The organism is Echinicola arenosa (assembly GCF_014841125.1).
GTDB lineage: Bacteria > Bacteroidota > Bacteroidia > Cytophagales > Cyclobacteriaceae > Echinicola > Echinicola arenosa.
Genome location: NZ_JACYTQ010000007.1, coordinates 1 through 18,931 on the forward strand (window position 1 = coordinate 1; position 18,931 = coordinate 18,931).

The following is an 18,931-nucleotide window of genomic DNA, read 5'->3' on the forward strand; positions in this document are numbered from 1 at the left end:
ATAAACCAGCACCTTTAACAACATCTTGGGATGATAGCTGCTGGACCCGTTCTCTGAGTATCGGCTATACACCTCACTCAGATCTATCCGCTCAATGATCTGGTGAACAACACGGCCTGGATGGTGGGCTGGAATCAATTCGTCCAAACTTGGGGGAAGGAACATCAGCTGGTTGGGATTGTAGTCTTTAAAAGCTATATTTAAGTCTTGTTTTTTCACACCTCAAAATATCCATTTTGAGTTAAACAGGAAAGGCTAGCCGAGAAATCAGCTAGCCTTTTAAACTATCTACTTTTGAGACAGCCTCTATTATTTAGAGGTCCAAATTTCAAATTTGGACCAGCTCTAGGGCTCAAGATCAATCCGAAATAGGAAATTGCCCACAGATAAAATGGATGGACACAGATGTATGAAGAGTCTGGAGTAAATGTCTGTTTTCGATTTACAATAATTTTAGTGTGAAAAACAGCATTCTTGCAATGAATTATCGAATCCAATAAACCACTGATGAATAGCTGTACATTTCTTGTATTTCTTATCCAAACGAGTAATTTTGTTACTCATGAGTAATTTTTTTACTCAGTTTTGCTAAGTGCTATCTGTAAGAAATGATGGGGCTGACCGGGCGGAGCTGTGTCAAGCGTCATTGGATGTGAGTAGGGAGTCTTGAGACTGCATCTTTCGCGCAACCTGGCTCTGGAAGGGGAGATCAGCCTTGGGGAAGATAAAAGCTAGGTGAATAAAGACAACGAGCTTTAGCCCTTTGACATTCAGCCTCCAGTAATTTGCTTTTGACTCAAATGATGGGACTGAATGGTCGAAGCTGATTATTAAGGCCAGGGCCTAAGATAAATATTTAAGAGATTTGCAAACTAAAGTAATAGAACCCTCCAAGGGCTGGAAACTGGTAGATTTTAAAGAACTATGGCGGTACAAGGACCTGCTGTATTTTCTGACCTTGAGGGGGATCAAAGCGCGCTATGCGCAGAGTATTCTTGGGGTGGCTTGGGCGATTATTCAGCCTTTGTTTACCACTTTGGTGTTTACGGTGGTCTTTGGTAACCTTGCGAAGGTGGATTCAGATGGAATGCCTTATATGTTGTTTTCTTATTTGGCTTTGTGGCCTTGGAATTATTTCTCGGGTACGCTCACGGAGTCTGCCAACAGTTTGATCGCCAATTCGGGTATGATCACCAAAGTCTATTTCCCCAGGATGGTACTCCCTCTGGCATCGATATTTTCGAAGTTACTGGACTTTATCATTGCCTTTTTGGTGGTGATTGGCTTTCTGGTTTATTTTCAGGTGATGCCTGGTTGGGGAATAGTGTATCTTCCTTTATTGATTATCCAATTGCTTCTGACTTCATTGGGAATCGGGATGATCTTGTCAGCCATGGCCGTTCAGTATCGTGATGTAAAGCATGCCTTGAGTTTCTTAGTGCAACTGCTGATGTATGCGGCCCCCGTAGTGTACAGTACCATGGCGGTTCCAGAAGCCTATAGGTCTTTGTATGTTTTGAATCCGATGGTTGGGGTGATTGAAGGCTTTCGCGCTGCATTCTTAGATCGCCCCATGCCTTGGGAGTGGATCTGGCCGGGAAGTATAGTAGCAGTATTCTTTTTTGTCTTTGGGATGTTTTATTTCCGCAGGATGGAAAAGGTGTTTGCGGATGTGGCTTAGGGGAGAGTAGATATTAGAATTTAGACTTTAGATATAAAATTGGATCATATTACGATGGAACTATGTCCTTGTAACTTTTAAAATTAATGAAACTATTAGGAAAGCTAAGAAGAGGTAAGGAATTTCAAAACTTAAAATCAAAAATAATTTTTCAGCTTCGAAGATTACAATATTGCCGACGAAAATTTTTTAAGAAAGAAAAGGATAAGTCAATATATCTATTCAATCATATTCCTAAATGTGGAGGTACAAGCTTAAAAAAAATACTAAACCGATGGTTTTACATCATATCAGATTATCCCCCGCATGATCTAACTTATCCTGATCCCAAAGAACACGGAAAAGCCTTGACTGCCTTTATTAATAAAAGGCCCAATTATTTGTCGCAAATGCCTTGGGAAATAACCATAGGGCATTATCATAAACCTGAATTTAATGTTTTCGAAAGGTTTCCTAATTGGAGGGAAATAAAGAATGTTAAAATGATAACATTTATAAGAGATCCATTAGAACATCGGATATCCCATTATTACTTCGGTATTAGAAAAGGGCATTCTTATTTAAAAGGTACAAACTTAAAAGAGTACATCTTAAATAGAGAGTTAAACTTTATATCAAAAAGCTTAGGATGTACTATTGGAAACTATAGAGAAGTTTTAGATAGTTATTATTTTATTGGGACTGTCGAAGAATTTGAAAAGTCTATTTTTGAATTAAGTATGATGCTAAATAGAAAAATTCCCAAAGGAATTCCTCATTCAAATAGGACTGAGAAGAATATTAAAAAGGAAGATTTACCAGAAGATTTTGTCCAAGACTTTAAGGAAAAAAACTGGTTGGATTATTTGATTTACGATTACGTTTGTGAATTAAGAAGTTTGAAAAATTAAAACTGACTATCCGCAATGTTGCAGGTAACCAAATTCAATACTTTTTTCCATTATTGATCTTTTCTACTTTTTATTCAGGTAATATTTATTCTTGATGGTCATCATGAATGCTTTGCATTTCCATTTATGAAAAAGTAGGCAAACTTGCCTGTCGACAGGCAGGAAATCTAGGCCATGGAGCATCCCGTACAGTGGTCGGGACAGGTCCTTCAAATAGAGAAAATTTTGCTTTGGATTACGGTTCTTTTGACTCAGTTTGATTTTGTACTATTTGCTGTCGGCTAAAAATGAGTAGTGTTTGACAAAACTGTGATGGAAAAAATAAATCTATGCAATAGGCCAATTAAAGGAAAATTTGATGTCAAAAACCATCATTAAAGTAGAAAACCTGTCCAAGAGGTATCGTTTAGGATTAAAGGAAAAGAAATCCAAAACCTTGGCGGGGCAGGTGGCCAATATCCTTAAGTCTCCTTATGATAATTACCAACGGCTCCGAAAGTTAAGCCGATTTGGGGAAGAGGATGAATCCATCTTTTGGGCGCTGAAAGATGTAAACTTTGAGGTGAAGGAAGGGGAAGTGCTGGGCATTATCGGGAAGAATGGTGCCGGTAAGTCTACCTTGCTGAAGATCCTTTCCCAGATCACCGAACCCACCAGCGGAAAAATCACCCTTCATGGCCGTGTTGCTTCCCTGCTGGAAGTGGGGACGGGATTTCATCCTGAGCTGACTGGCCGGGAGAATATCTATATGAACGGGACCATCCTCGGCATGACAAGACGCGAGATCGACCGTAAACTGGAGGAAATCATTGATTTTTCGGGTGTAGAGAAATTTATCGATACCCCGGTGAAGTTCTATTCCTCGGGCATGAAAGTACGCTTGGGTTTCTCCGTGGCGGCCCATCTAGAGCCGGAGATTTTGATCATCGATGAGGTGCTAGCCGTGGGGGATTATGAATTTCAGCAGAAGTGCCTCGGTAAAATGGAGGATGTAAGCAAAAACCAGGGCAGGACGGTGCTCTTTGTGAGTCATAATATGTCGGCGGTGCAGAATTTGTGCAGTAGGGGGATTTTGCTGAGGAAAGGAGAAATATATGTGGAAGGGATAACAGAAGATGTACTTAAAAATTATATTGGAGGCAATTCTAGTACCAACTTTTTAGATCTTGAAAAGAATAAAATCAAAGGTGAAGGGAATCAAAAAATAGATTTAAAAGCCATTACAATTTCTGGAAGTTTGGACGAAGAATTACCGGTGTTTCCAATGAAAGAACTTTTTATTTCATTGGGTATTGATTTTATAGAAGGCTTTAAAAACCAAGGAGAGCGGATTGATATCCGTATTGATAATCGCCTGGGACAACGACTCATCTGGTGCAGTACAAAGGCCGATAATAAGCTTGACTTGAAATCCGGAAAATTGACGTTCAAAATTCCCCAATGTCCATTGGTTCCCGATGAATATGTGCTTACAGTTTTTATTCACGATGGACACGACGTGGCCAATTGGTATCCTCATGTAATGATTTTTAAGGTAGAAGACGATACATATTTTGATTCAGGCATGACTATTCCCAATGGGCAAACCAACTTTATTTATCCATTTGAATTGATTAACTCCCACAAATGATAAAAAAGATACGAGATAAACTGTTTGGAATAAATAAACTAGGCTATTTGATCGCCGCAGAGGGAAAGCGGAATAGGGAACTTTCCAGTTATAATATGAGAGAGCTTAAGGCGATTGAACTCTTAAAAAGCTATTTTCCTGAGGGTTTCCTTTTTGAAACGGGCTTTTCAATTTCATTCCAGACGATACAGCACATTATCAATGACCTAATCATTTATAAGCCTAAGGTTATTCTTGAATTTGGTTCAGGACTTTCTACCCAAATACTCAGCAATTATATCAACAAACATCAGCTCGATATCAAAATTATTAGTATTGATGATAATCAAGAATGGCAGAACGCTTTAATGCAGGTTTGTAAAGGGGTGGATTTCCATACCTTTCCCCTGAAGGATGAGCATCCTTATTCTTACGGTGGTAAGGGGAAATGGTTTGATATTCCGGTTAATCATCCCATCAATTCACTGGAATTTGATTTGGTCATTGTAGATGCTCCTAAAGGAGGATTGGGTAAGCAGTCAAGGGTAGGGTTTGTTCCTTTTGTGAAAGATAAACTATCAAACGCCCCAATCATTTATTTGGATGACACTCACCGCCAAGATGAAAAGGAAATTGGTCAGTTTTTGATGAAAACCATTCCGGCATTTGTAGGGAAGACGATAGGATTCAATTATACTCGCTACTCTTTTGTGGATAAATTACATACTTCACCTTCATGATTAGTACAAATCCTTTAGTTTCCATCCTGATTCCCAACTATAATAAGGCTCCCTATGTACGGGACACATTGGATTCTGTGCTTAACCAGACTTATCAAAACTGGGAATGCATCGTGGTGGATGACCACAGTACAGATGATTCATGGGAGATTTTGGAGGAATTTGCAGCGAAAGATAAACGGTTCAAAATATATAAAAGACCAGACGATTTGCCAAAGGGAGGGAATGTATGTAGGAATTATGCTTTTAAGTTGTCAAAAGGGGAATATATCAATTGGTTTGACAGTGATGATTTGATGAAAGAAGAATTAGTTGAAAATCGTGTAAAAGTTATAGAAAATTTCAACTTAGAATTTACTGTTTTTGGAGGAGTAATATTCAATGCAGACGTAATCAGGCAAATTGGTATCAATGAGCCGATCATTGGTTTAAATTCATTTGTTAAATATTTTATTCTGCTTAATCCACCTTGGTGTACATTGTCATGTATGTATAGGAGAAAATTTTTAGAATCAAAAAACTTAAAGTGGGATGATTCTTTATTAGGACTTCAAGATGTCGATTTTAGCTTGTCATGTTATATGGTTTCCTCTAGAATAGGTATCTCAGTTAATTATTACGATTTTTATTGGAGAGAATACGAAGATAAAAATAGAGCAGGTAGAAATCATACTAGTTTTGTCAAGCTTAAAACATTAACGAGAATTCTCAAAAAATTTAATTCAATCCGCTTAAAACTAAACTGTAATAAAATTCATGAGGCATTTAAATTGGTTTTTCATGAGTTACTTTACTTAACAATGAAGAGATTTAGCTTTTATTGGTTTAGGGTTTATATTTTCCCCCTATTTATGGAAGGATTATTTTCTTTAAAAGAGACAATTTATATCTTTAATGAAATAATTATTTTTTACATTTTTAGATTTTTTGGGGCAAAGTATAATTTTAGGAAAACTTTAAAATCATTTGAATATGAAGATATCAATTTATTGAAAGTCGAGAGGATCCCATTTCCTGTCCAGCAGGATCATTTAGAGCCATACTTTAAAAGGTTGACAGGGGTAAAATGGGTTGACTTTAATTCTATAAAATTGACTGTTCATGAGAAATAGTCAGAATCAGGTGTCATTTTGTACAATTGTGACACTAAATTACATGCCCTTCGCCAAAACTCTTTTTCAATCAATTAACAGATTTGATAAAAAAGCCAAATTTGTAGTATTGATTGTTGATGAGAGGAAAGGTAGGAGTATCCATAATGATTTCGATTGTATTAGTTTAGATGAATTGTCATTTTTTCCTCAAGTTAATGTACTGAAAAAAAAGTATTCACCATCAAGTGATGAGTTAAGGTGGTCGTTAAAGCCTTACCTAATGAGGTATTTACTTGAATATAAAAAAACTGAAATGGTGTTTTATGTTGACAGTGATATATATTTTTATTCATGTTTTAAATTTCTATACGATACTCTAAATAATTGCCCAATTTTGCTATCTCCACATTGGGGATGTATGGATCCAAAAAAATCAGAATCTTATTTTTCAAGATTACTTACAGATGGTGTTTACAATGCAGGTTTTATTGGTGCTACTATGAAAGGGATTCACGCGCTAAATTGGTGGGGAGAAATGTGTCTGTATTCTTGTGAGAAAAGCAAGCTTAAAGGGTTTTATGATGATCAAAAATATTTAGATATAATACCTATTTATTGTCCCGATTCTAGAATCATTGAACATAGGGGCTGTAATGTTGGTGAATGGAATCGCTTTGAGTGTGAAAGGATTATGGATGGGGGAAAGCTACTTATCAATAATGAATTTCCTATCATATTTATTCATTTTAGTAACATTGGTTATTTGGTAGAATATGATAAAGTTTTAATCCCTTTTTTAAAGGAGTATTCACAGAAACTTATGGAAAATGGTTTAAGTTTTAATTTTTATCAATCAGGTGTCAATTATTTAAAAAGAAAAAAATTGAGGTCACTGAATTTGTTCCAAAGAATTTACAGGAAAATTATAGGAGAAAGAAAATTTAATGAATTACAAAAATGGGACATATGAAGAAAACTTATGATATTTCTATAATTATCCCTTTTTATAATACAGGACAATTTCTGAGAGAAGCAATCAATAGTGTTTACTTATCTAATACTTACAATAGCGATAAAATAGAGATAGTGATTGTCAATGATGGATCAGATGAAGAGAATTCTATAGAGTGTCTCGAAGAAATAGGTAGGTTGGAAAGCGTTAAAGTGATTACCCAGATGAACAAAGGACCTGCCTCGGCAAGAAATGTAGGAGTAAAAGAATCGACGGGTTCATTATTATTATTATTGGATAGTGATAATAAAATTTCACCTGATTTTATTAGTAAGTCCATTTCAATTCTAAACCAATTTCAAGAAGTCGGGGTCGTTTACTCCAATGTAACCTTTATTAGTGATAATTCAGAAAAGAGATTTATTACTGGAAAGTTTGATTTAGATAAATTGTTGATCGGTAATTATATAGATACCTGCTCCATGATAAGGCGAGAAGTATGGGAGGAGGTTAATGGTTTTAATGAAAGAATAGCTGGTTGTGAAGACTGGGATTTTTGGCTAAAAGTAGGTCAAACTAACTGGAAATTTCATTTTATAGATGAACTTCTTTTTGAATATAGAATTAGAGATTCCTCCCATACAGTCTTAGTGGATACATTTTATAAAGACCAGATTAAAAAAGAAATTGCTTCAAATCATTCTGAATTTATATATCAAAGATATAAATACTATTATCGGCTAAATAAGCGGTTCAATGAAAACCCGCTTCTCTATTTTACTAAAATAATCTTTAGTAAATACATACTTCGCAAGGAGTATAAGCCATAAAATATATGCAAAATCATAGGATAATTTTCACCCTTTGTTCCAATAACTATTTGGCGCATGCAAAGACTTTGGGTGACTCCATTAAAGAGCATGCTCCTGAATGCAAATTTATAATTGGGCTAGTGGATGATTGGGACGACGAGGTTGATTACCAGTCTTTGGGAGCTGATGAAGTACTGAAGTTTGATCAGTTAGGTGTGGAAGCTTTCCCAGAAATGCTTGCGCGTTATAATATTATCGAGTTCAATACTGCTGTAAAGCCATATTACATTGAGTATTTCTTTAATAAGCATGGAGAAGATACCAAAGTGTATTATATCGATCCAGATATAAAGCTATACCATAGCCTAGATTCCTTACATGAGCACCTTGATCAGTATCCAATCATTCTAACTCCTAACCTCACAGTTACTCCCCAGGGCGTGGTGACAGGTGAGCTGGCCTCATTACGGCATGGAATGTTTAATCTGGGGTTTATTGGATTGAAACATTCAAACCAATCGAAGAACTTTGTTCACTGGTGGCGCGATAGGCTTCGAAGCCATTGTAAGATAGATAAGGGCCGAGGCATTTTCGTGGATCAAAAATGGGTTGATTTGGCTCCGCTTTTCTTCAAAGGAATTTACACTTTAAAACATCAAGGCTGTAATATGGCTTGGTGGAACTTCTCCGAACGTGACTTAAAAAAGGACCAAAAAGGCTATTATGTAAACAATGCTGACCAAAGGCTGATTTTTTTCCACTTTAGTGGGTTTGATCCCAATGGCAATCAGACTACCGTAAGAATGAATAACCATTCGTTTAAATTGGAAGATTATGGTGAGTTAAAAGGGATTTTCAAGGATTATTCAGCAGAACTAAAGGCAAACGACTACGATGCTATCTCTAAGTTAGTTCCAAAACTAGCTTTTTATAAGGAGCCAAATGGAATGACAATCAAGATAAAAAGACGACTCGGATGGATAAAAAAAGGGTTGTTGGGGAAAGTATAATATGGAGGGAATAAGTGTAGTAATATGCACCCATAATGGAGCCAGTCGTCTACCAGTTACCTTGCAGCACATTTGCCAGCAGAAGTGTGCCTATAGTTGGGAATTGATTGTAGTGGACAACTGTTCGACAGATAATACTACAGCAGTGTGCACATCTTTTCTTAAAGAGCAGAAAATAAATTGGGTAATTGTCCACGAATCTAAACAGGGGTTGGTGCATGCTAGGCGGTGTGGGCTGGAAAATAGTAAGTATGATTTTATTCTTTTCTGTGATGATGATAATGCGTTGTTTGACAGGTATTTACAACATAGTTTTGAGGTGATGGCAAAAAATCCTCAGATTGGAATATTGGGCGGTTTTGGATCGGCAGTCATTGAGGGTGAAAAGCCGGAGTGGTTTGACCAGTACAGCCACAGTTATGCGGTGGGGAAACAGGCAATGTCTAACGGTAAAATAAGCTCTTCTAAAGCAGAAGTATATGGGGCAGGAGCCATTGTTCGAAAGGAGCCAATAAAGAAGTTGTTCCGGAAAGGTTTTGAAACAGCCATGCAGGGAAGGTCTGGAAAGAAACTGGGAGCAGGGGATGATGTGGAATGGTGCTATATCTTTCAGTTACTGGGTTACGAGATTTGGTTTGATGACAGGTTACGATTTGATCATTATATTCCAGCATCCCGTTTGACATGGGAGTATTATCTAAATCTTAAAGCAGGAATTGCATCCGGAGCCGGTTTATTATATCCATATGGTTTGTTTTTGGATACTAAAATAGCCAACACGCCTTCTTTTTGGAAGGCTTATTTGGGTCGAATGGTTAAAAGTTTTTTGGTTTGGGTAAAATCCTCATTGATAGTGTTACTTCCTTTTAAGATATCTTCTGAGCGACAATTAGCTCATCGGATCATTAGTGCCCAGTGTAAGGCATATCTGGTTGACGCTTTCCGTACCAAAAGACATTATGATCAGTTAAAATCTATCCTTCTTTAGTGTATTCTATGGAATCCCAACCTGTTTTTTCGGTTATTATTCCTTCATTTAATAGGGCATATATTATTGGTCGTGCCATACAATCAGTGCTAAATCAGTCTTTTCAAAATTTTGAACTGATCGTCGTGGATGATGGGTCAGAGGATAATACTAAAGAGGTGGTGAAAGATTTTGTAGGTGAGAGGGTTAGATATTTTTTTCAAAATAATGCAGGAGTTTCGGTTGCTAGAAACAAAGGAGCCAAAATGGCAAAGGGAGAAAATTTGATTTTTTTGGATAGTGATGATGAATTGGAACAGGAGGCATTGCGGAAATTTAATACAGCCATGCACCATGCTGATATAGTTCAAGCTGGGTATGCTATTATAAATACAAACCAAGTTGTTCTAAAAATGCCGGAGAAAGGCAAGTTTATAAGTAAATTGCCTGGAAGTTTTTGTATTAAAAAATCAACTTTTGAGAAAGTATCGGGATATGATGAACAATTGACATACAGCGAGAATACAGAGTTGTTTCATAGACTGGTTTTACAGAAAGCAAAAATTCAAGTAGAGCAATTTATTAGTTTAAAATATTACAATAATGACCATGGAGGTTCGAAGAATAGAGCAAATAAAGTAGCCAGCTTAAGGTATATTTTAGAAAAACATGTCGATTCATTGAATAGCAGGGTGAAATTTCTCTATAGCCAAATCATTGGGGTTGAAAGTTTTAAAGAGGGAGATTACCAGGTTTCTAGAGAATTTTTGTTTAGGTCTTTGAAGCTTCGTCCGTTGGCTTGGAAATGCGTTGTTAGAATTATTCTATCTTACATAAAACAACCGCTTCAAATTTTGAGGGTTAAAACTATGAAAGATTGACACGGATCGGAGGTTTTTTAATCACCTATAACCGACCACAAGTCGTAGTGGATACCATAACAAAACTTGAATCACAAACGATTCCTCTTGAAGTAATTTGGGTAATTGATAATTCCACCAATAATGAAACAAAAGAGAGTATCTGTGCACTCAATAATAAAAAAATTCGCTATTACCGAGTTGGTTATAATGCTGGTCCTGCAGGAGGAGCAAAGATAGGGCTGCGGGAGTGCTTGAAGGAGAATGTAGATTGGATTTACTGGGGAGATGACAATGATCCGCCAATATTTCCTGACTCATTAGAAAGGCTGATAAGAGAAGTATCAAAGGAAGCTGCAAAATGTTCAATTGGCATTATTGGTACGGTAGGACATTTCTTTGATAATAACTTAGGGGTTATCAAAAAGACTCCTTCTCATTTACTTTTGGGAAATGGTTTATTGGAAGTAGACTGCATTGCAGGAAATATGACCATGATGGTAAATAAAAGGGTTTTAGAGGCTGGAGTTTATCCGGATCCTGACTTGTTTTTTGGATTTGAAGAACTGGATTTTTGCCTTCAAGTAAAGAAACAGGGCTTTGGAATCTATGTTGATAAAGCACAATATAGAGAACTAAGAAAACACTTTAATAAAACCGATACAAACAGGAGCATCTATAAGAAAAAGACTTTTAATAGTCTTCCAAGAGAATATTATAGTGTGCGCAATTTACTCTTCATTGCGTCCACAAATGGTTATAAAGAGATGAAGACAAGATTGATTATAAAGTGTATGGCTAAATCACTCTTTGGGTTTAGATATGGAATAAAATATGGGACCAAAAATGCCAAATATGTATTAATGGGCCTATTTCATTTTTTGATTGACAAAAAGGGGGAGACTATGACGTTAAAGAATGGACATTAAAATTTCAGTCATCATTCCTGCGTATAACCGAGAGAAATTCATCGGTAGGGCGATAGAAAGTGTACTTGACCAAAGTATTCAGGATTTTGAGTTGATAGTTGTAGATGATCAATCCTCTGATGATACGCTTGGAGAAATAGTACGTCATATTGATGAAAGGATTAAAGTCATTCAGACTTCTAAGAATGGGGGGAATGCTGTGGCCAGAAATGAAGGAGTGCGGAACTCATCAGGTGACCTTATTTTCTTTTTGGATAGTGATGATTTTTATGATAAAAATTATCTAAAAGAAATGATTGATTTTATTCATGTACATGGGGAACACGATTTCTTTTGGTGTGGGATAAACTTGGTCGATGAATCAGCAAGGAAGTTTGGAGAGCGATTTTGGACTCCCAATGATACTTTGCCCAGCAATACTTTCTTTGATTTGCTACAAATTGGTACAAACAATGGCATTTGTTTCAAAAGGAAGGTGTTCGATTCCATTGGATATTTTGATGAATCCATCCGTGCAGCTGTTGATCGTGATTTCCTTCTGAGAGTTTCTAAATCTTTCTCAGGAGTTGGACTCAAGAAATTTTTGGTTAATTGCACCATTGGCGAACATGATTCGGTGAGGAAGAATTATGAGAATCAAGCCAATGCTTATCATGTAATTGTACAAAAACACAATTCTGTGATAAAAAGTGAGCTCTCACGGAAGAAAAATTGGTTTCATAAATGCATGTGGCTCCACTTTTATGCAGGTAATAGATTAAGAGCTATGGTTTATTTCTTTAAAGTTCCCTTTAATTTTACCTCTACCTTTCTCTTTCTGGTTTTTAGTTTTCTTCCAATTCCGCTTGGGAAAAAAATACATCAAAAATTTGGAAGTAAAGGTATTCAACAGTGAAAGTACTTTACCTTATAGATACCTTGCAAACAGGTGGGGCTGAGAAAAGTTTGCTATCCATTACAAGGGGATTTAAAGAAGTTACGCCCGTTTTTTGGGTGATCTTCAAGGGGAATCATCGTCTACTAAATGAATTCCTTGAAGCTGGAATTATTGTAAAGACTTGGGGGTTTTCGACCTCAAGTTCGTGCAGAATGATTGCGGAGAAATTGAATGAACAGATTGCAGAATTGAAGCCAGATATTGTCCATGCCTCATTATTTCGTTCAGAAATGATTTCCCGGAAATTGCAAGGTGAATTTTTATTGGTAAACAGTTTGGTCAATAATTCCTATCATTGGAGAAGGTACAGAAAGCTATCGGTAAAGTCCTTTCTTTCTCTCTTATTGGTTCATTTTAGGGATTATTTTACTTCGCGCAGAGTAGATTATTGGTTTTCCAATTCTGGTTATTTGGGGGAAGTACACCAAAAGACTTTAGGTATTCCAAACGACAAAATAACCACCATTCCTAGAGGAAGGTCAAGTGAAGAATTTATCCTTAGAAAACAAAAGCATCAAGACAGTGCTATCTTTATCACTGTAGGAAGGTTAATTCCAAGAAAGGGTCATTCGGAGTTGTTGCGGGCTTTTAGAAGTATATCTACAAAATATCCTACATCCCAGCTTTGGATAGTAGGGGAAGGACCTGATTTGAATAAATTAACAGCTTTGGCAAAGAAGCTGCAAATCAGCGACTCAGTTACTTTTTGGGGAAATAGCAACCAAGTTTCGAAACTACTTTCAGAAGCAAACTTTTTCGTTTTTCCAAGCCATTATGAGGGCTTTCCTGGTGCATTGATAGAGGCCATGTTCTCCAAAATTCCCATCATTGCTTCAGCTATTCCAGAAAATAAATCTTGTGTTCCATCAGATTTAGGCTTATGGTTTGAAGTATTTAACTGGAAAGACATGGCATATAAAATGGAGGAGGCCATTGAAAGCGATAGATGGGAGTCAATGACCAATGAAGCCCATCGCCATGCTTTAGAATTATTAGATGTACGAGCTATTTCTACACAATATGAAAAGGCATATCAACTACTTCTGGAAAAACGCGCTCTGAAAAAATGAAAATTCTTCATTTGATCCAAAAGCCCCAGCTCCGTGGCGCAGAGGTGTTTGCAGCCCAATTGGCACAATTCCAAATGAGAAGCGGTCATGATGTTCTATTGGTCTGTATTTTTCAAGGGAGCGACCAGCTTCCATTTGATGGAGAAATAGTTTACTTAAACTGTCTTAAAAAAAATAGATTTTGGGAATTTTCAGGATGGAAAAAGATCAAAAAAATCATTAATGATTTTCATCCTGAGATCATCCAAGCCAATGCTGCTGACACCTTAAAATTTTCAGTATTAAGTAAGGTGATTTATAAATGGAAAGTCCCAATTATTTATAGGAATGCAAATAAGATGGGTGATTTTATAAGGTCAGGCTGGCATTATAGGTTTAACCAATTCCTTGTTAAAAGAATTCAAGGAGTAATTTCTGTTTCCGAATTATGTAATCAAGATTTCAAAGAGGTTTTTGGGAAACTATCAATTCCAGATTGTACAATTTATAATGGGGTTTCAACCATAGAAATAGACCATAAAATGTTTGGTCATCTTCCTGAAATCCTTAGAGGAAAAGAGTATGTATTAATGATAGGGGCTTTTGTGGAAGAGAAAAATCATAAGGGAATTCTTCCCATATTTGATCAAATCCATAAGAGCTACCCAGCTCAGTATTTGGTATTAGTAGGGACAGGAGGATTAGAGCAAGAGATTAGGAACGAAGTTGAAGGAATGGATTGCAGACAAAATGTAATCTTCTTGGGTAATTCTAAAAATGTTTTTCCAATCATTCAAAAAGCTCAAGCATTATTGGTCCCCAGTAAAATAGAAGGTTTACCTGGTGTGATTCTAGAGGCGATGTACTGTAAAACTCCGGTTTTGGCATATGATGTTGGAGGTATTGGGGAGGTTGTTAGAAACGGCGAGACAGGGTTTTTAATACCTTTTGAAAATAGAAAGGATTATTTTTTAAAATTACAAGAGCTTCTTGCTGATGAAGGGGGGAGTCATTTGATTTACATTGATAATGCTTATACTGAAGTGATTTCAAGTTTTAATATAGAAGTTTTAGCAAATAGCTTTTTAGGTTTTTATAATACAGTGCTGTCGGAAATCAAAGCGAAAGGATAAACCAGTGAAACAAAATAGAAAGACCCGTGTGCTCCATTTGATCAAGTCCTTGGGAAGAGGAGGTGCGGAAAAGTTGATTCCTGAAACAGCCGCATTACATGATCAAGAACAGTATGCGTTTCACTGTATTTATTTTTATAGGCGCCCAAGCAATATTCAAGATGAGTTGGAGGAAGCTGGTATTCAGGTAACTTTTTTGCCCTCCAGTAATTTGGGGCTGGCAAAAATGATCCGGCCAGTGGCCGAATATGTACGTGAACACCAAATAGACCTCATTCATTGTCACCTTCCTTGGGCTGGGGTTTTGGGAAGGCTGGTGGGGGTAAAGTCCAGGATTCCAGTGGTATATACCGAACATAATATGTGGGAGAGGTACAATATGCTTTCACGTTGGATGAATAAATTGACGTTCGATCAGCAGGATTTTGTTATTCCTGTTTCTGATGAAGTGAAGTCTAGTATACTCAAAAGCTACCACGTATCTTCCAAAAGCCCAGAAATTCTAACCATTGCTAATGGGGTAAATACAAATACTTTTCAACGATCAGAAGAGAAGGGGCAGGCTATCCGGAAGAAGTTGGGAATTCCAAAGGATGCCATTGTAATTGGTCAGGTGGCAGTTTTTCGGGTGCAAAAGAGATTGGGTATTTGGGTGAAAGTGGCCAAGTCCATTTCCCGGAAGTTTAGCAGTGTTCATTTTATACTGGTTGGAGATGGTAGTGAAATGAGGGCAGTGAAAGCTCAAATAGGAACAGCAGCATGGAGCCAGAGAATTCACTTGGTAGGAACGCAGGCCAACGTTTTGCCTTATCTATCAGCCATGAATATTTACATGATCACCTCGGCATTTGAAGGACTTCCGGTAGCCATGTTGGAAGGCATGGCTTGTGACCTTCCGGTTATTGGTACTAAAGTAGGGGGGATTGGAGAGGTTATCAGAGAGGGAGTGGAAGGCTATTTGGCCCCAAAAGATGAGCCTGAAAAATTGGTGGAGGGCGCTGAAAAATTGATCGAAGATCACCCTCAGTGTCGTGAAATGGGCCATAGAGCACGCCAAAGGGTAGAGGAGAACTTTAGCTTGGAGCAGATGGTGTCGAAGGTGGAGGAAGTGTATCAGAGCGCTTTGAGGACATAAGTGTTCAATCTAACTTTAAATTTCCTGTTCTTTTATTCAGTGATAAAATAGTTTTTAATGGTCTTCATGAATGCTTCGCATTTCCATTGATGAAAAGAGCCAAATCCCGAAAGCTATCGGGACTAGGCCATGGAGCCTCCCGCCACTGGCGGGCAAGATATTCAAATTGAGCAGGCTATGATTCGAAAACATTCTTGTTTATTCAATTTGATTTTGTGCCAGTCGCTTTAGGCTAAAAATGAGTGGATATAGATCTCGATAGTGATTGGGATCGGCTCTTTAGGATGAGGAACCGACCTGGTAAATGAGTGGGCCTTCCCCGCAAGCTGGCTACTCGCTAAAAACAGTCATTGACTGTTTTCTTTACGCTCGCCCCTCCACTGCGCGAGCTAACTCATTTTCTTAACGCCCAAATCAACTGTCCCAAAAACGAATTCTCCAAAGGCCAGCCAGATGAATTCAGTTGAATAATTCTTTTTCTAAATTTAATTTTAAAAGATTGTTCCACCGGCATATGATTTTCTTTATTAAATACTTCTTTTGATTGATTTACTGGAAATAAACGGGATAGCTGTAAAACAAATTTTGAGAAACATAAATACTTTTTCTCATGTAGTTCTCTGTATTTATGTTCAAATTATGGGATGAAAATTAGTTTTAAATGATAGGCGGGATAGTACTTATCTTGATACTTTATGGGGTGACACAGCCTTTGTTGACCAGTTTAAAGGGAAAGCAAAAGGCAGTAAATCTCCAAGTGCTGAACAACCTGTATTGGTACCACATGCTTTTTGTGGCTATTTATTATACTTATGGTCAGTTTAGAAACTCAGATTCCCATGCCTATTATCATAATGCCGAATTTCCAGAAGTAGGTTGGATGGAGTTGTTTTCCAATGGAACACATTTTATTGAATGGTTGGCTTTTCCCTTTGTCCAATACCTGCATTTCAATTATGAAATGATGATGGTTTTATTTGGCTGGTTGGGGTATATCGGTTTTTTATTTTTTTACCTATTCTTCAAAGAGAACCTAAACCTGAGGATCAAGTTCCAAGGTTATGACATTGTTACCTTGTTGATGTTTCTTCCCAATATGCATTTTTGGACATCCTCTTTGGGAAAGGGAAGTGCCATATTTTGTGGAATAGGCATGTTGGTGTATGGGCTTTCTTATCCGGGCCATAGGAAGGTGATATTGGCAGTGGGTGGCTTTTTGACTTATTTTATCAGGCCCCATATTTTCTTTGCGATCATGATCGGAATGGGATTGTCTTTTTTATTGGGAAGGGAGAAGATGCCACTATACCAAAAGGTCCTTTCTGTAATTATAGGGATTACTATTTCGGTGTTGATATATGATAAGTTGCTTATTTACCTCCGGTTGGATGAGGACAATGTCTGGGAGAGCTTTGTGAGTCAGACTGGTTTTACCGCGGGCCAACTTCAGCATGCTGGTTCTTCAGTGGATATGCGGAGCTATAGTCTTCCTGTCAAACTATTTACTTTTTGGTTTCGGCCTTTGTTTATTGACGCCCCCAATTTCCTGGGCATCTTCGTATCAGTAGAAAACCTATTCTGTTTGGTTTATTTCACCAAGATCTTTCAGCGGGACTTTTTAAGTTTTATCCGTCAAGCTTCTGCTATGGTGAAGATGTCTGCCGTGGTTTTTATCAGTATTTCGTTTTCTATGACATTTGTGATGTCCAATTTGGGTATCATTATCCGTCAAAAAAGCATGATCATGTATTTTATGTTTTTTGTGGTGGTAGCCTTCTTGGATTGGAAAGAAACAAAAAGGTTGAAAAGACGGATGAAGTATGCCCAGCTCAGGACACAAAGGAAAAGAGAGCTTGAAAAGAAATGGGAAGTAATGAGAAAAGGTCAGGGCGTTTAAGAGATGAGGATAGAGGAGGTGATCATTTCTATCGTTCAATGTTCGATTGCTGATGAGTTAGCCCATTCGGATAATTTTAATAAGAATATACCATGTCCTATTTAGTGATATCGCTTGACTTTGAACTGCATTGGGGGATTTTTGACAAGGTCAAATTGGAGGATAAGGGTGATTATTTCCAACAGACCAGAAAGATGATCCCTCAAAAACTGAGCTTATTGGAGCAATATCAGGTGGCTGTAACTTGGGCTACCGTGGGGATGCTTCTGACGGAGAGTCTGGAAGAGTGGGGGCATTACAGTCCGGATTTACAACCAGCATATTCCAATATGGCCAACTCTCCTTATCAATGGGTGAAGCAGCACGGTTATTTCCCCGCCTATCATTCTGCTATGGATCTAGTAAAAGGAATTCTAAATACTGCTGGTCAGGAGTTAGGCAGTCATACTTACTCGCACTATTATACCATGGAGGAGGGACAAAATTTAGAACAGTTTCGGGCTGATCTAAAGGCAAATCAAAGGGTTTTTCTTGAAAAGGCAGGCCTTGTTCCCAGATCTTTGGTGTTTCCAAGAAATCAATATGGTTTGGAATACTTAAAAGTTTGTAAGGAAGAAGGGTTTACCAATGTCAGGATTAATCCATCTGATTGGTTTTGGAGGTCACCTCAAAGTGCGGGGATCATTCGAAAGACTTTTCGTACGGCTGATACATTACTACCTCTTGGGAATCAAACTTCATTTTCACTCGATTCCATTCAGGTCAATGAAGAACTTCCCGTTCAATTACCATCATCTAGGTTTTTAAGGCCTATTCATAAAGGGTATAAGACACTTCAGAAAGCACGATTGGGAAGAATTATAAGCGAAATGACCTTTGCCGCTCAAAATGATCTAATATATCACCTTTGGTGGCACCCTCATAATTTTGGGTACAAGACCACCGAAAATTTAAAGGATCTCACCATTATTTTGGAGCATTATCAATCTCTTCATCAAAAATATGGAATGGAATCTGTCAATATGGGGCAGCTGACGGAAATGCTTCATGGAGTGGAACGAAATAATGAGTAAGTCTGCAGGTGATTCAAAAATATTTCGATTATCCGTTTCCTCCAAAAAGATCAATAACCCAAATTCTTTATGGGATTGGTCAGGGCTTTTCGGTAACCAGAGAAAGCTCAAAGACGAAGCTACTCCAGTTTCTATCCTCTTATTGACAGAATAGAAACTGTTA

At 37.5% G+C, this 18,931-nt stretch carries 19 protein-coding genes; 18 read left to right on the forward strand and 1 reads right to left on the reverse strand.

What is annotated here, in order from left to right:
• On the reverse strand, positions 1 to 219 hold a 219-nt coding region (locus IFO69_RS16905; protein ID WP_394354475.1), incomplete at its 3' end, for a transposase.
• Positions 220 to 865: 646 nt separating this feature from the next.
• Here IFO69_RS16905 and IFO69_RS16910 point away from each other — a divergent pair.
• The 18 genes from IFO69_RS16910 to IFO69_RS16995 all read left to right on the forward strand — a co-directional run bounded on the left by IFO69_RS16910 (position 866) and on the right by IFO69_RS16995 (position 18,922).
• Positions 866 to 1,681, forward strand: coding sequence for an ABC transporter permease (locus tag IFO69_RS16910; RefSeq protein ID WP_192011314.1), 816 nt, complete (start codon positions 866 to 868; stop codon positions 1,679 to 1,681).
• An 86-nt stretch (positions 1,682 to 1,767) separates the two neighbouring features.
• A complete protein-coding gene (locus IFO69_RS16915; RefSeq protein ID WP_192011315.1) occupies positions 1,768 to 2,571 on the forward strand; it encodes a sulfotransferase family 2 domain-containing protein in 804 nt (267 codons plus the stop codon).
• A 358-nt stretch (positions 2,572 to 2,929) separates the two neighbouring features.
• Positions 2,930 to 4,201, forward strand: coding sequence for an ABC transporter ATP-binding protein (locus IFO69_RS16920; RefSeq protein ID WP_192011316.1), 1,272 nt, complete (start codon positions 2,930 to 2,932; stop codon positions 4,199 to 4,201).
• Positions 4,198 to 4,920 (forward strand): hypothetical protein, encoded by a 723-nt coding sequence (locus IFO69_RS16925; protein WP_192011317.1) that lies wholly within the window; start codon positions 4,198 to 4,200, stop codon positions 4,918 to 4,920. Before IFO69_RS16920 ends, IFO69_RS16925 begins: the two co-directional genes overlap by 4 nt.
• Positions 4,917 to 6,032: a glycosyltransferase family 2 protein gene (locus IFO69_RS16930; protein WP_192011318.1), complete on the forward strand. Its 1,116-nt coding sequence runs from the start codon at positions 4,917 to 4,919 to the stop codon at positions 6,030 to 6,032. Before IFO69_RS16925 ends, IFO69_RS16930 begins: the two co-directional genes overlap by 4 nt.
• The gene (locus IFO69_RS16935; RefSeq protein ID WP_192011319.1) at positions 6,022 to 6,984 is read left to right on the forward strand and encodes a hypothetical protein; all 963 of its coding nucleotides are present in this window, start codon (positions 6,022 to 6,024) and stop codon (positions 6,982 to 6,984) included. Before IFO69_RS16930 ends, IFO69_RS16935 begins: the two co-directional genes overlap by 11 nt.
• A complete protein-coding gene (locus tag IFO69_RS16940) occupies positions 6,981 to 7,796 on the forward strand; it encodes a glycosyltransferase family 2 protein (RefSeq protein WP_192011320.1) in 816 nt (271 codons plus the stop codon). Before IFO69_RS16935 ends, IFO69_RS16940 begins: the two co-directional genes overlap by 4 nt.
• Before the next feature lie 5 nt (positions 7,797 to 7,801).
• Complete coding sequence (locus IFO69_RS16945) at positions 7,802 to 8,788, forward strand: glycosyl transferase (protein WP_192011321.1); 987 nt, start codon at positions 7,802 to 7,804, stop codon at positions 8,786 to 8,788.
• Between the two features lies 1 nt (position 8,789).
• Positions 8,790 to 9,776 carry a glycosyltransferase gene (locus IFO69_RS16950; RefSeq protein ID WP_192011322.1) on the forward strand — a complete coding sequence of 329 codons (987 nt, stop codon included), beginning with the start codon at positions 8,790 to 8,792 and terminating at the stop codon, positions 9,774 to 9,776.
• A gap of 8 nt (positions 9,777 to 9,784) precedes the next feature.
• Positions 9,785 to 10,636, forward strand: a complete 852-nt coding sequence (locus IFO69_RS16955) for a glycosyltransferase family 2 protein (RefSeq protein WP_192011323.1) — start codon at positions 9,785 to 9,787, stop codon at positions 10,634 to 10,636.
• Entirely contained in the window at positions 10,633 to 11,544 is a 912-nt protein-coding gene (locus IFO69_RS16960; protein ID WP_192011324.1) for a glycosyltransferase, read from the forward strand. The genes IFO69_RS16955 and IFO69_RS16960 overlap by 4 nt, the downstream gene beginning before the upstream one ends.
• Positions 11,534 to 12,439, forward strand: a complete 906-nt coding sequence (locus IFO69_RS16965) for a glycosyltransferase family 2 protein (RefSeq protein ID WP_192011325.1) — start codon at positions 11,534 to 11,536, stop codon at positions 12,437 to 12,439. Before IFO69_RS16960 ends, IFO69_RS16965 begins: the two co-directional genes overlap by 11 nt.
• Complete coding sequence (locus IFO69_RS16970; RefSeq protein ID WP_192011326.1) at positions 12,436 to 13,551, forward strand: glycosyltransferase family 4 protein; 1,116 nt, start codon at positions 12,436 to 12,438, stop codon at positions 13,549 to 13,551. The genes IFO69_RS16965 and IFO69_RS16970 overlap by 4 nt, the downstream gene beginning before the upstream one ends.
• Complete coding sequence (locus IFO69_RS16975; protein ID WP_192011327.1) at positions 13,548 to 14,663, forward strand: glycosyltransferase; 1,116 nt, start codon at positions 13,548 to 13,550, stop codon at positions 14,661 to 14,663. The genes IFO69_RS16970 and IFO69_RS16975 overlap by 4 nt, the downstream gene beginning before the upstream one ends.
• Positions 14,664 to 14,667: 4 nt before the next feature.
• Positions 14,668 to 15,798, forward strand: a complete 1,131-nt coding sequence (locus tag IFO69_RS16980) for a glycosyltransferase (protein WP_192011328.1) — start codon at positions 14,668 to 14,670, stop codon at positions 15,796 to 15,798.
• Between the two features lie 661 nt (positions 15,799 to 16,459).
• A complete protein-coding gene (locus tag IFO69_RS16985; protein ID WP_192011329.1) occupies positions 16,460 to 17,695 on the forward strand; it encodes a hypothetical protein in 1,236 nt (411 codons plus the stop codon).
• A 92-nt stretch (positions 17,696 to 17,787) separates the two neighbouring features.
• The gene (locus tag IFO69_RS16990) at positions 17,788 to 18,768 is read left to right on the forward strand and encodes a polysaccharide deacetylase family protein (protein WP_192011330.1); all 981 of its coding nucleotides are present in this window, start codon (positions 17,788 to 17,790) and stop codon (positions 18,766 to 18,768) included.
• Positions 18,761 to 18,922, forward strand: a complete 162-nt coding sequence (locus tag IFO69_RS16995; RefSeq protein WP_192011331.1) for a hypothetical protein — start codon at positions 18,761 to 18,763, stop codon at positions 18,920 to 18,922. The genes IFO69_RS16990 and IFO69_RS16995 overlap by 8 nt, the downstream gene beginning before the upstream one ends.
• Positions 18,923 to 18,931: the final 9 nt, after the last annotated feature.

What these genes read in the sequence shown, in the direction of transcription:
- IFO69_RS16915 (WP_192011315.1), top strand. Translation starts at nt 1,768, where the DNA reads ATGAAACTATTAGGAAAGCTAAGAAGAGGTAAGGAATTTCAAAACTTA.
- IFO69_RS16920 (WP_192011316.1), top strand. Translation starts at nt 2,930, where the DNA reads ATGTCAAAAACCATCATTAAAGTAGAAAACCTGTCCAAGAGGTATCGT.
- IFO69_RS16925 (WP_192011317.1), top strand. Translation starts at nt 4,198, where the DNA reads ATGATAAAAAAGATACGAGATAAACTGTTTGGAATAAATAAACTAGGC.
- IFO69_RS16930 (WP_192011318.1), top strand. Translation starts at nt 4,917, where the DNA reads ATGATTAGTACAAATCCTTTAGTTTCCATCCTGATTCCCAACTATAAT.
- IFO69_RS16935 (WP_192011319.1), top strand. Translation starts at nt 6,022, where the DNA reads ATGAGAAATAGTCAGAATCAGGTGTCATTTTGTACAATTGTGACACTA.
- IFO69_RS16940 (WP_192011320.1), top strand. Translation starts at nt 6,981, where the DNA reads ATGAAGAAAACTTATGATATTTCTATAATTATCCCTTTTTATAATACA.
- IFO69_RS16945 (WP_192011321.1), top strand. Translation starts at nt 7,802, where the DNA reads ATGCAAAATCATAGGATAATTTTCACCCTTTGTTCCAATAACTATTTG.
- IFO69_RS16950 (WP_192011322.1), top strand. Translation starts at nt 8,790, where the DNA reads ATGGAGGGAATAAGTGTAGTAATATGCACCCATAATGGAGCCAGTCGT.
- IFO69_RS16955 (WP_192011323.1), top strand. Translation starts at nt 9,785, where the DNA reads ATGGAATCCCAACCTGTTTTTTCGGTTATTATTCCTTCATTTAATAGG.
- IFO69_RS16965 (WP_192011325.1), top strand. Translation starts at nt 11,534, where the DNA reads ATGGACATTAAAATTTCAGTCATCATTCCTGCGTATAACCGAGAGAAA.
- IFO69_RS16975 (WP_192011327.1), top strand. Translation starts at nt 13,548, where the DNA reads ATGAAAATTCTTCATTTGATCCAAAAGCCCCAGCTCCGTGGCGCAGAG.
- IFO69_RS16985 (WP_192011329.1), top strand. Translation starts at nt 16,460, where the DNA reads ATGATAGGCGGGATAGTACTTATCTTGATACTTTATGGGGTGACACAG.
- IFO69_RS16990 (WP_192011330.1), top strand. Translation starts at nt 17,788, where the DNA reads ATGTCCTATTTAGTGATATCGCTTGACTTTGAACTGCATTGGGGGATT.
- IFO69_RS16995 (WP_192011331.1), top strand. Translation starts at nt 18,761, where the DNA reads ATGAGTAAGTCTGCAGGTGATTCAAAAATATTTCGATTATCCGTTTCC.